Origin of the sequence: Streptomyces thermocarboxydus, assembly GCF_024760485.1 — a bacterium.
Taxonomy (GTDB): domain Bacteria; phylum Actinomycetota; class Actinomycetes; order Streptomycetales; family Streptomycetaceae; genus Streptomyces; species Streptomyces cellulosae.
Window position 1 is genome coordinate 2,739,321 of sequence record NZ_CP058273.1, and the last position, 12,944, is coordinate 2,752,264.

Consider the following 12,944-nt stretch of genomic DNA (forward strand, 5'->3'; position numbering starts at 1 on the left):
CGGCCGGCCGACTTCCGCGCCGCCCTGTGCTGGGTCTTACGCACCGGGTCCCGTTCCTGTTCGACGGTTTCGACGGTTCCGCTGAATTGTCCGCGGACTCCGCGTGTGCGGAGTCTGCCGGAAAGACGCCCGACTCTGTCCGTTGGTTGCCGCGGGCCGGACGTGACCGATCTCAAGTCGGCGCGGAACGATCATCCGTGCATCACTGGTCAGGCATTTTTACGGGCAGAGCCGACCAATCAAGATCATTTGATGCCCGGAGGCGGGCGCACTGTCCGTGACAGGTGCGAGGATGCGGGCAGTACTGGCCGTACCGTGCGCGTGTGGCGGTGGGGGACGTCCGCGGAGGGGGACCGCGGGGTGGCTTCGTCCCTCCGGTGTCGCGGGCGCCCGCGCAGAAGGGACCGCTGACGGCGATGCAGATCCGGCTGACCGTCGTAGACCCGCTGGGCCCCACCTCCCCCGTCCGGGAGCGGGCCGTGAGCTGCGACGTGCTGGTCACGGCGCCCGCGGGCACGGCTCTCGCCGCGGTCGCCTCCGCGCTCGCCTCGGCGGTTTCCGGCGGCGACTCCTCCGGCTCCACGGGCGCGCCCGTGCTGTACGCGGGTGACCAGCGTCTCGACGCCCAGCGCTGCACGCTGGGCGAGCCGCCGCTGATCGACGGCGCGGTGCTGGCGGTGGGCGCCCCGGGCGAGCCCGAGCCGCACCCGGAGCTGGACACCGCCCCCACCCGGCTGCACGTGGTCGCCGGGCCCGACGCGGGCGGGGTGCATCTGCTGCACGGCGGGGAGATCCGCATAGGACGCTCGGCCGACGCCGACGTGCCGCTGGACGACCCGGACGTCTCCCGGCTGCACTGCGCGGTGACGGTCGGCGCGGACGGCCGCGTCTCGGTCGCCGACCTCGGCTCCACCAACGGCACCACGCTGGACGGCCGCCCCGTCGGCGCCCGCCCGGTCCGGCTCACCCCGGGCGCGCTGCTGCGCATCGGCGAGTCCGCCCTGCGGCTGACCCCGGCGGAGGGCCCGTCCGCCCGTACGGCGACCACCCCGGACGGCGAGGGGCACGTACGGGTGCCGGGGCCGCGCACGGGGGAGGCCGCCCGCGACGCCGTGGGAGCGCCAGGAGGTCCCCTCAGCGCCCCCGAGGGACCGCGCGCCCCGACCCACCACGCCTACGGCTCCGCGGACCGGGCCACGCCCGGCCGCGCCGAGGCTCCTCCGTCGGGCCCCATCTCCCATGTGCCGGAGCAGAGCGGCCCCCCGGCGGCCGAGCGGCGCGGCGACGGGGCGCCCGGGCAGCGCGCCGTACGGATCGCCGCCCAGGGTGACGTGCCCCGGATGCCCCAGGGGCGGCGGGTGTCCCGGCCCGCCCCGGCCGACGAGACGCACGCGGGCCGGGGGCCGGCACACGGTCTGTACGCCGGCCCCGTGCACGGCCAGACGCGGGACGAGGCGCCCACCGCGCACCCCGGGACACCGCCCGTCGGCCCCACCGGACGCACCACCGGCGACGCCCGTGACGGGCGGTACGCCGACGCCACCGCCGCGCAGACCTCCGACGCCCCCGACGGCACCCGCAAGGGCACCCCCGTACGGGGCACCGACGTCCCCGAGCCGGCGCGGGCGCGCAGGCGGGGCGGGATCGGCGCCTGGGCGCGGCGGCTCACCGGCGGGCGGACCGAACGGGACGCCGATGCCGCCCTCCTCGACGACCCGTCGCGGGCAGCGGCGTACGCCCCCGCGCCCGCCGGCCCCGCCCAGCCCGAGACCTGGCCGGACCCGGCCACCCTGCTGCTGACCGCGCTCGGTCCCGGCCCCCGGCTGTGGGAGCGCGGCCCTGACCACCCCGAGGCGCTCGCGGTGCGGCTCGGCACCGCGGACCGGCCCGCGCCGGACGGCTCCGGGCTGCTGCCCGTCGTCCCCGTGACCGTGGGGCTGCGCGAGGTCGGCGCGCTGGGGCTGGCCGGACCGCGCGAGCGGCTGGCCGGGCTGGCCCGCGCGGCGCTCGCCCAGCTCGCCGCGCTGCACTCCCCGACACGCTGGAGATCGTCCTGATCGCCGCGGACCCGTCCCGTCCGTCGGACGAGCGCACCGCCGAGTGGTCCTGGCTGGGCTGGCTGCCGCATCTGCGGCCCGGGCACGGCCAGGACTGCCGGCTGCTCCTCGCCCACGACCGGGAGCAGGCCGCGGCCCGCGCCGACGAACTGCTGCGCCGCCTCGCCGACCACGACCACGCGGGCGCCCCGGACGGCGCCGGGCCGTACACGGTGGTCGTGGTGGACGGCGACCCGGGCGGCGCCGACGTGCGGGACGCCGTGGCGCGGCTGGCGGTCGAGGGGCCGCGCGCCGGCGTCCATCTGCTGTGCCTCGCCGAGACGCCCGCCGCCTCGCCCGCGTCCCCGGTGACGGAGACGTACGAGGCGGCCTGCGCGGTGGCGCCCGCGTTCCGTGACTGCGGGGCGGTCGCGCTGCTCAGCGGGGACGTGGCGACCGCGCTGCGGCTGCTGCGGGTGGCGCGGACCGGCGACGGCTCCCCGCCGGGCCCGGTCGGGCACGGCACGCTCGCCGCCGTGGACGCGGTGTCCGCGGCCTGGGCGGAGCGGTTCGCGCGGGCGCTCGCGCCGTTGCGGCCCGACGGGCCCGCGGCCGGGCCGCACCCGCGCGTGTCGGCGCCGCTGCCTCCGTCGGCGCGGCTCCTCGACGAACTGGGCCTGGCCCGGGCCACGCCGGCGTCGCTGATGGCCCGCTGGGCCGACGCGGCCGACGACACGGGTGCGCTCGGCGGTCGCGCGACCGCCGTCCTGGGAGCCGGTCCACGCGGGCCGGTCACCGCCGATCTCGCCGCCGACGGGCCGCACCTGCTGGTGGAGGGCCCGTCGGGCAGCGGCCGTACGGAGCTGCTGCGGGCGGTCGTCGCCTCGCTGGCCGCGGCCGAGCGGCCGGACCGGCTGGGGATCGTCCTGGTCGACGGGCGCTCCGGGGCCGGTGAGGGCCTGCGGGTGTGCACGGACGTGCCGCATGTCTCCACCCATCTGAGCGCCGACGACCCGGTGCGGATGCGGGAGTTCGCGCAGTCGCTGAGCGCCGAGCTGAAGCGGCGGGCGGAGCTGCTGGGGCGGTCGGACTTCGCCGAGTGGCACACGGGGCGGGAGCTGGCGGACCGGATGGTGGCGCAGCGGACCGCCGGGGGCGGCGGGACCGGCGGGAACGGGGATCTCGACTCGCCGCCCAGTGCGACGGTGCGGCTGCGGCCGGGCGCGGACCGGAGGAAGACGCAGGCGGCGCCTGCGCTGCCTCGGCTCGTGGTCGTCGTGGACGACCTCGACCAGCTGGTCTCCCCCGCGCTCGGCGCGCCGGGGCGGCCGGCCGCGGGGTCGGTGATGCGGGCGCTGGAGGCGGTGGCGCGGGACGGTGAGCGGCTGGGGGTGCACCTGGTCACCGCGACCGCGCCGTGTCCGCGGACGGCGCAGTCCGAGCCGGTGAAGCAGGCGTCGCTGCGGGTGGCGCTGGACGCGGTGGTCGTGGGGCGGGGGCCTGACGATCCGGCGCCGGGGCGGGGGCGGCTGGTCCTGCCGGACGGGCGGGGGACGGAGTTCCAGGGGGGCCGGGTGACGGGGCGGATCCCGCGGACGGCCACGCTGCGGCCGACGGTGGTGCCGCTCGAATGGCACCGGATGGGTGATCCGCCGGCACGGCGTCAGGTCCGCGAGCTGGGCAACGGCCCCACGGACCTCGCCCTCCTCGCCAGCGCCCTGGACAGGGCGGCCCGCCAGGTGGCATCACCAAGGGTGCCGTCACTCCTGTAAACGGCCGCGCCGAAAACACCCCCAGGGCCGCGGGGAACTGCGCGCCCGCCGGCAGGGGCGGAGTGCTGTCAACGGGCCGCTGCGAAACGCCCCCAGGGGCGCGAGGAACTGCGCGCCCAGCCACGGACGACCCGCACCGGCCGGCGTGCTCCCCCGACGCGGGGCCCATACCGCCGGCCGCACCGAAAACACCCTCAAGGGGCGCGGGGAACTGCGCGACCAGCCACGAACTGCCCGCAGCCAGGGCGGGCGGCGGCGCGCCCGCCGGCAGGGGCGGAGTGCTGTCAACGGGCCGCTGCGAAACGCCCCCAGGGGCGCGAGGAACTGCGCGCCCAGCCACGAACTGCCCGCACCCGGCGTCGAAAGGGTGCCGCTGCACCCCCGTGCCGCCCTGGGGGCACCTCCCAGACCCTTAAGGCACTGGGAGAGGCACGACTGCCCGCAGCGGCGGCGGCAGCCAGCCCGCAGCAGCGGGGTCGGAAGGACGCCATAGGGGCGCGGGGAACTGCGCGACCAGCCACCGACCGCCCGCAGGCGGACCCGCGCCGCCATGTGACCCCCGGTCACGACGGCATCACGATCGCCGAGTTGACACGGGACGCGCTCTTGCCACCCCCTCCCACCCGGCGTAGACCAGACCGCACGGAACAGCGCTCGAACGTTCGGCCAAGTACGACGGAGTACGGGAACGGGGCAGTGATGCGCAGGACGAGCAGGAACTTCCGGATACGCGGGACGGCCGGGCCGCACGGGCCGGCCGGCCCCTCCCGACGGGCCGTCAGAGCCGCCGCGGCACTGGCCGCGGGCGTGCTCGCGGTCTCCCTCACCGCCTGCGGAGGCGACGGCGACGGCGATGGCGGCGACGACAAGGGCAAGGCGTCCGGCGACACCGGAACCACCGTCACCCTGCCGAAGCTGGACGGCCAGACCCTGGAGGTCGCGGCCGTGTGGACCGGTGCGGAGCAGAAGAACTTCAAGCAGGTCCTCGCGGAGTTCGAGAAGCGCACCGGCGCCAAGGTGACCTTCGTCCCCGCCCAGGACCCGATCATCAACTTCCTCGGTTCGAAGATCGCGGGCGGCGCCCCGCCGGACGTGGCCATGCTGCCGCAGCCCGGTGCAATCAAGCAGGCCGTGGAGAAGAACTGGGCCAAGCCGCTCGGCCCGGATGCCACCAAGGAGCTGACGAAGAACTACTCGCAGGGCTGGCAGGACATCGGCAAGGTCGACGGCAAGCAGTACGGCGTCTACTACAAGGCCGCGAACAAGTCGCTGATCTGGTACAACGCCCAGGTCTTCGAGAACGCGGGCGCGTCCGAGCCGAAGACGTGGGACGAGCTGCTGAACACCGCGCAGATGGTCTACGACTCCGGCGTCACCCCGTTCTCCGTCGGCGGGGCCGACGGCTGGACCCTCACCGACTGGTTCGAGAACATCTACCTCTCGCAGGCGGGCCCGGAGAAGTACGACCAGCTCGCGAAGCACGAGATCAAGTGGACGGACCCGTCCGTCAAGGAGGCGCTGACCACCCTCGCGGCAGTCTGGGGCAAGAAGGACTACCTCGCGGGCGGCCCGAACGGCGCGCTGCAGACGGAGTTCCCGGCGTCCGTGACGCAGACCTTCACCGGCGGCGACCAGCCCAAGGCCGGCATGGTCTACGAGGGCGACTTCGTGCAGGTGAACATCGGCGAGACCAAGGCGGAGGTGGGCACCGACGCGAAGGTGTTCCCGTTCCCGGCGGTCGGCGACACCCCGCCCGTGGTGTCCGGCGGCGACGCGGCGGTGATCCTGGAGGACTCCGAGGCGGCGCAGGCGCTGGTGACGTTCCTCGCCTCCCCGGACGCGGCGGCCGTCCAGGCGAAGCTGGGCGGGTACCTCTCGCCGAACAAGAACGTGCCGCAGTCGGCGTACCCGAACGAGGTCCAGCAGAAGATGGCCAAGGCGCTGATCGACGCCGGCGACGACTTCCGCTTCGACATGTCCGACCAGGCCCCGCAGGCCTTCGGCGGCACGCCCGGCAAGGGCGAGTGGAAGGCGCTGCAGGACTTCCTGAAGAACCCGTCGGACGTGGCGGGCACACAGGCGAAGCTGGAGGCCGACGCGGCCGCGGCGTACGGGAACTGACCGGCGATGGCGGCGGACACGGCGGCGGGGGCCGCGAAGACGGCCCCTGCCGCCCCCAGGTCACGCAAGAGCGTCACCGGCACCCGCAAGGCCGTGGCGGCGCTGTTCCTGCTGCCCGCCCTGGTGCTGCTCGGGGCGCTCGTGGTCTACCCGATCGGGTACTCGGTCATCCGCAGCTTCTACGACCAGTCCGGCGACTCCTTCGCCGGGTTCGACAACTACCGGGCGCTGTTCACCGACGACGGCATCCGCACGGCGCTGAAGAACAACATCATCTGGGTGGTGTTCGCCCCGACGGTGGCGACCGCGCTCGGTCTGATCTTCGCGGTGCTCACCGAACGGGTGCGCTGGGGCACGGCGTTCAAGCTGGTCGTCTTCATGCCGATGGCCATCTCCATGCTGGCGGCGGGCATCATCTTCCGCCTCGTCTACGACCAGGACCCGGACAAGGGCGTGGCGAACGCCGTGTGGGTGGGCGTGCACGACACGTTCGCCCAGTCCTCGGCCTTCCCGAAGGCGCACCCGGGCCGCGAGTCGCCGCTGGAGCCGGCCGGCGGGGGCGCGTTCGTCACCAAGGGCACGGTGAGCGCCGGTGACACGGTGACGCTGCCGCTGGTGGGCGTCCCCCCGGACGTGATGCCGGACGACGCGAAGCCGGCGGCGGCGCCGAAGCCGGAGGACGACCGGATCACCGGCTCCGCCTGGCAGGACTTCACCCGCGGCAAGGGCGTCGGCACGCTCAACCAGGTGGACCCCTCCGAGCTGGGCTACGCCGGCATGCGGATCGAGGCGGTGAAGGACGGGAAGGTGGTGGAGACGGCCACGGCCGCCGCCGACGGCGCGTTCTCCTTCTCCTCGAAGGCCGACGGGGCGCAACTGCGGCTGCCCGCGAGCAACTTCAAGGAGCCGTACAACGGTCTCGACTGGCTCGGCCCGTCGCTGGTCACCCCGGCCGTGATCGGCTCGTACATCTGGATGTGGGCGGGGTTCGCGATGGTGCTGATCGCGGCCGGGCTCGCGGGGATGCCCCGTGAGCTGCTGGAGGCCGCCCGGGTGGACGGCGCCAACGAGTGGCAGGTGTTCCGGCGGGTCACGGTGCCGCTGCTCGCGCCGGTCCTCGCGGTGGTCACCGTCACCCTGATGATCAACGTGCTGAAGGTGTTCGACCTGGTGTTCATCATCGCGCCGGGCTCGTCCCAGGACGACGCCAACGTCCTCGCGCTGGAGCTGTACCGCAAGGGCTTCTCCGAGGACCAGCCGGGCGTCGCGAGCGCCATCGCGGTGTTCCTGCTGCTGCTGGTGATCCCGGTGATGTGGTTCAACGTACGGCGGCTGAGGCGGGAGGTGCGGCGATGAGCGCGGACGCCGGAAGCGTCACGAAGGCGGGCGTGCGGTCCGCCGAGCCGGTCCGGGCGGAACGGTCGTTGGGTTCACGGCTCGCCGGCCGGGTGAGCGGGGGCGCGGTCCGCGTCTTCCTGATCGTGGTCGGCCTGTTCTGGCTGGTGCCGACGGTCGGGCTGCTGCTGGCCAGTCTGCGCTCGCCGGAGGACATGGCGGTGGACGGCTGGTGGACGGTGTTCACCGAGCCGTCCGAGCTGACCTTCGGCGCGTACCGGACCCTGCTGGAGAACGACGACATCACCGCCTCGCTGCTGAACACGGTGTACATCACCGTGCCGGCGACCGTGCTGGTGGTGGTGATCGGCGCGCTCGCCGGGTACGCCTTCGCGTGGATGGAGTTCCCGGGCCGCGACTGGTGGTTCCTCGCCGTGGTGGGGCTGCTGGTGGTGCCGGTGCAGGTGGCGCTGATCCCGATCGCCGAACTCTTCGGCAAGCTGGGCATCTTCGGCTCCCTGACCGGTGTGGTGGTGTTCCACGTCGGGTTCGGTCTGCCGTTCGCGGTGTTCCTGCTGCGGAACTTCTTCGCGGAGATCCCGAAGGAGCTGCTGGAGGCGGCCCGGCTGGACGGCGCGGGCGAACTGCGCCTGTTCGTACGGGTCGTGATGCCGCTGGCCGGTCCGGCGATCGCCGCGCTGGGCATCTTCCAGTTCCTGTGGGTGTGGAACGACATGCTGGTCGCGCTGATCTTCACCGACTCGGGGAGCCAGCCGATCACGGTCGCCCTGCAGACGCAGGTACGGCAGTTCGGCAACAACATCGACGTGCTGGCGCCGGGGGCGTTCATCTCGATGGTGGTGCCGCTGGTGGTGTTCTTCGCGTTCCAGCGGCAGTTCGTGTCCGGTGTGATGGCGGGCGCGGTCAAGTAGGCACATCACACGTGCGGTTGGGGGGCGGACCGGCCGAGGTCCGCCCCTTCGTGCGACACGGTTCCCCCGGATGCCGCACGGTTGCGTAACCAAGGCGGGCCAACGGGCGTTGCCGGGCAGAACGCCCGCACCGACCGTTGGATGCCCCTTGCCCAGGTTCAGTGTCATTGTCCCCGCGTACCAGGTTCAGGCGTATCTGCGCGAGTGCCTGGAGTCGGTGCTGACCCAGTCGTACCCGGATCTCGAACTGATCGCCGTGGACGACTGCTCGCCCGACGCCTGCGGAGCTGTGATCGACGAGTTCGCGGCCCAAGACCCGCGGGTGCGGCCGGTGCATCTGCCGGCCAACGTCGGCCTGGGCCCGGCCCGCAACGCGGGCATGGCCCGCGCGACCGGCGACTACCTGGTGTTCCTGGACGGCGACGACACCCTCACCCCGGACGCGCTGCTCGCCGTCGCCGACCGGCTGAAGGAGACCGGCGACCCCGACGTCCTGGTCTACGACTACGCCCGCGCCTACTGGACCGGCGAGACCGTGCGCAACCAGGTCGCCGACCGGCTCGCCCAGCACGGCCCGGCGCCGTTCGCCCTCGCCGACCGGCCCGGGCTGCTCGGCCTGCTCGCGGTGGCCTGGAACAAGGCGTACCGGCGGGAGTTCGTCGAGCGGGAGGGCTTCACCTTCCCGCCCGGCTACTACGAGGACACCCCGTGGACGTACCCGGTGCTGATGACGGCGGGGACGATCGCCACCCTCGACCGGGTGTGCGTGCACTACCGGCAGCGGCGCGCCGGAGGCATCCTGCACACCACCAGCGAGCGGCACTTCGAGGTCTTCGGCCAGTACGACCGGGTCTTCGCCCACCTCGACGCGCACCCCGGCCTGGAGCGCTGGCGGCCGGTGCTGTTCCGCCGCATGGTCGACCATCTGCTCACCGTCTACACCCGCCCGGACCGGCTGCCGCGCGGCTCGCGCGCCGCCTTCCTGCGCCGGGCCCGCGACCAGTACCGGCGCCACCGCACGCCCGGCGCGCCCGTCCCGGCCCGCACCCGGGTGCGGCACGCGCTGGTCCGGTTCGGGCTGCACCGCACCTACCGCACCCTGCGCCTCGCCTCCGCCCTGGGCCGCCGCGCGGGCCGGCTGCGCCGCCGTGCGCTGCGCGGGCTGCGCCGCGTCCTGCTGGGCGCCCACTACCGCCTCCAGCGGCTGCTCCCGCTGGACTCCCGCCGGGTGCTGTTCACCGTCGAGGACGACGGCGGCTACGGCGGCGACCCGGCCGCCCTGGAGTCCGCGGTCCGCGACCACGCCCCGCACGTCCGCACCGCCTGGGCGACCCGCCCCGAGCTGCACCACACCCTGCCCGCCGCCACCCGGCACCTGGTGCCCGGCACCGCCGCCCATCTGACGGCGCTGGCCCGCAGCGCGTACCTGGTGACCGACCGCACGCTCGTGCCCGGCCTGGTCAAGCGCAAGGGGCAGATCCTGGTGCACACGCCGCCCGGCACTCCGCTGGCGTACGCGGGCCTCGACCTCCAGGACCGGCCGGCGGCGGCCCGGGACACGGACTTCGCGCGGCTGCTCGAGGGCGTCGACCAGTGGGACCACGTCGTCACCGGCGACCTGCACTCGACGCTGACGTACGAGCGGGTGCTGCCCGGCCGCTACCGGACGCTGGAGTACGGCAGACCGCGCACCGACCGGTTCCACACGGCGAGCCCGGCGGACGTGGCCGTGCTGCGGGACTGTCTGGGCGTCCCGGCGGGCGCGGTGGCGATCCTGTACGCGCCCGCTCCCCGCGACTACCGCCGCTCCCCGGTGCGCACGCTCGACCTGGAGCGCGTGGTGCGCCGGCTCGGGCCCCGGTTCGTGCTCCTGTCCCGCGCCCCGCGCCCCGACGGCGAGCCCCAGGAGGCCGCCTCCGACCGGGTGGTGGACGTGAGCGCCCACCCGGACCTGATGACGCTGTGTCTGGCCTCGGACGCCCTGGTCACCGACTTCTCCCCGCTGATGTGCGACTACGCGGGCCTGGACCGCCCGATCGTGCTGCACGCCGAGGACCGGGAGGCGTACGCGGCGGCGCGCGGCCTGTACGTCGACCCGTGGACCTTCCCGCCGGGCGCGGTCGCGGACAGCGAGGACGAGCTGATCGAGATCTTCGCCGGGGGCCGCTGGTGCGGGCCGCGCGCGACCCGGCTGCGGGCGGCGTTCCGGGACCGCTTCTGCCCGCACGACGACGGGCGCGCCGCCGAGCGGGTGGTGCGCACGGTGCTGCTCGGGGAGTTCGCCGAGCCGCTGTCCGTCCCGCCGGGGCGCCGCCGCCCGGTGCCCGCCGCCGCGAGCGCCCCGGAGACGCCCGTGGTGTCGCTGCCGCCGCAGCCGGCGGTCTTCTGACCGTCACTCAATCCGTCCGCCCGTCGTTGCCCTTACTGGGAGTACGCAATGTCCCCCGGCTCGTCACGGCCGCCCCGGCCGGCCGCCGCGCGGCGTCCGACGGGCGGCCCGCGGCGGCCGCCCGCTGAGCGGCCGCCGTCACGCCTCGTCAACGGAAAGAGCAGAATGCCCCGCTTCAGCATCATCGTCCCGTCCCATGGGTCGCAGGCCGCTGGGCCAGGCGCTGGACTCGGTCCTCGCCCAGTCGTTCGGAGACTTCGAGCTGATCCCGGTCTGCGACGCGGCGGGTCACCGGCGGCCGGTGTCGCCGCCGGCACGCCGAGCTGGACTCCCGGGTGGCGCCCGTCCACGCGCCGCCGTCCGAGGGCTGGCGGGTCGCGCAACGCGGGCGTGCGGGCGGCGACCGGGACGTATCTGCTGTTCCTCGACGGGGACGACGTGCTGGTGCCGGGCGCGCTGGCGGCGCTGGACGCGCGGCTCGCGGAGACCGGCCCGGTGGACGTGCTGCCCTGCGAGCACGAGCGGGTCCCCTGGTGGGAGGGCGAGGTCACGCGACCCGTCGCACCGCTGCTGGAGCAGACCCCGGCGGCGCCTTCCCCCGCCGCGCCCCGCGGCTGACCGGGTGGGGCTGCCCGCGTGGAGCGCGGCCTGGCGGCGCGCCTTCGTCGCCGAGCACGAACTGGCCTTCCCGCCCGGGTGGTTCACGGACGTCGGCTGGTGCGGGCGGCGCTGCTGCGGGCGGAGCGGGTGGCGGTGTCGCGCCGGGTGCTGGTGCGGCACCGGGCGCGTCGCCAGGGCGACCGGCTGCGGCTGCCCGGGCGCACCACCACGACCTGCTGGACCAGACGGAGCGGGTGCTGGACGAGGCCCGCGCGCTGGGGCTGCCGTCGGAGCGGTCGGGGCCGCTGTTCGAGCAGCTCTTCGCGGCCGTGCTGAAGACCGCCGCGCACCCCCGGCGGCTGCCGTCCGGGCGGCGGGAGTTCTTCCGCCGGGCGAGCGCCCTGTACCGCACGCACCGGCCGGCCGGTTCCGGCCGCCGGCGGCAGCCTGGGCGTGCAGCACCGGCTGCTGGCGGCCGGTCGTACGAGGCGTTCGCCGCGCTGCGCGACGCCGGCGCGCGGCCGGGCGGGCGGCGGCCGCGCTGCCCCGCCCGAGCGGTCTGCGCACCCGGCTGCACTACGGCCTCCAGCTGCGCCGCCCGCTCGACCCGGACCTCGCCGTGTACTGCGCGTACTGGGGCCGGGGCTACGCCTGCAACCCGGCCGCGATCCACGCCAAGGCCCGCGAACTCGCCCCGCACATCCGGGGCGTGTTCCTGGTGGAGGCCGACCAGGCGCACACCGTGCCCGACGGCGTGGAGTACGCGGTGCTCGGCAGCCACCGCGCCTGGGAGCTGCTGGCCCGCGCCACGTATCTGGTGAACAACGCCAACTTCGCGGAGGGCGTGGTCAAACGCCCCGGCAGCGTGCACCTCCAGACCCAGCACGGCACCCCGCTGAAGACCATGGGCGTGGACCAGTCGTTCCATCCCGTCGTGGCGGCCGCCACCGGCAGCTTCACCAAACTGCTGGGACGCGTGGACCGCTGGGACTTCAACCTCTCCTCCAACCCGCACTCCACCCGCGTCTGGGAGCGCGCCTTCCCCGGCTCGTACGAGCAGCTGGAGTACGGCTACCCGCGCAACGACGTGTACGTGACGGCCGGCGCCGACGACGTGGCCCGGGTCCGCGCCGAGCTGGGCGTCCCGGAGGGCGCGCGGGCCGTGCTGTACGCGCCGACGCACCGCGACCACCACACCGGGTTCGAGCCGGGGCTCGACCTGGAGGCGTTCTGCGAGGCGGCCGGCGAGGACGTGGTGGTGCTGCTGCGCGCGCACTACTTCTACGACCGGGGCGGGCGCAAACGCAGCGGCCGGGTCAGCCGAGTCATCGACGTATCCGCGCACCGGTCCTCGGAGGACGTGTGCCTGGCGGCGGACGCCCTGGTCACGGACTACTCGTCGATCATGTTCGACTACGCCAACCTGGACCGCCCGATCGTGGTGTACGCGGACGACTGGGAGGTGTACCGGGAGACGCGGGGCGTCTGCTTCGACCTGATGGCCGCCCCGCCGGGCCGGGTCGCGCGGACGCCCGAGGAGCTGGCGCGGGTGTTCCGCGACGGCTCGTACGCGGACGAGGAGGCGACGGCGCTGCGGGCGGCGTTCCGGGAACGGTTCTGCCCGTTCGACGACGGCCGGGCCGCCGAGCGGGTGGTGCGCCGGGTGCTGCTCGGCGAGCCGCCCGAGACCCTGCCGCCCGTGATCCCTCTCGCGGAGCGTGTCCCCGCCCCCGCGGCCGCCACCCTGGTGAGGAGCTGA

Annotated in this window: 4 protein-coding genes and 2 pseudogenes; all 6 read left to right on the forward strand. The window is 74.9% G+C overall.

From position 1 onward, the window contains the following. The first annotated feature begins 416 nt into the window (after window positions 1–416). The 6 genes and pseudogenes from AY578_RS12640 to AY578_RS12665 all read left to right on the forward strand — a co-directional run bounded on the left by AY578_RS12640 (window position 417) and on the right by AY578_RS12665 (window position 12,944). Window positions 417–3,808: pseudogene (locus tag AY578_RS12640) on the forward strand (FtsK/SpoIIIE domain-containing protein). Between the two features lie 699 nt (window positions 3,809–4,507). Further along, complete coding sequence (locus AY578_RS12645; RefSeq protein WP_019525810.1) at window positions 4,508–5,929, forward strand: ABC transporter substrate-binding protein; 1,422 nt, start codon at window positions 4,508–4,510, stop codon at window positions 5,927–5,929. Window positions 5,930–5,935: 6 nt separating this feature from the next. After that, window positions 5,936–7,285 carry a carbohydrate ABC transporter permease gene (locus AY578_RS12650; protein WP_019525809.1) on the forward strand — a complete coding sequence of 450 codons (1,350 nt, stop codon included), beginning with the start codon at window positions 5,936–5,938 and terminating at the stop codon, window positions 7,283–7,285. After that, on the forward strand, window positions 7,282–8,196 hold the full coding sequence (locus AY578_RS12655) for a carbohydrate ABC transporter permease (RefSeq protein ID WP_136239866.1): 915 nt from the start codon (window positions 7,282–7,284) through the stop codon (window positions 8,194–8,196). Before AY578_RS12650 ends, AY578_RS12655 begins: the two co-directional genes overlap by 4 nt. A gap of 148 nt (window positions 8,197–8,344) precedes the next feature. Next, window positions 8,345–10,585 (forward strand): bifunctional glycosyltransferase/CDP-glycerol:glycerophosphate glycerophosphotransferase, encoded by a 2,241-nt coding sequence (locus AY578_RS12660; RefSeq protein WP_258902370.1) that lies wholly within the window; start codon window positions 8,345–8,347, stop codon window positions 10,583–10,585. Between the two features lie 165 nt (window positions 10,586–10,750). Further along, window positions 10,751–12,944: pseudogene (locus AY578_RS12665) on the forward strand (bifunctional glycosyltransferase/CDP-glycerol:glycerophosphate glycerophosphotransferase).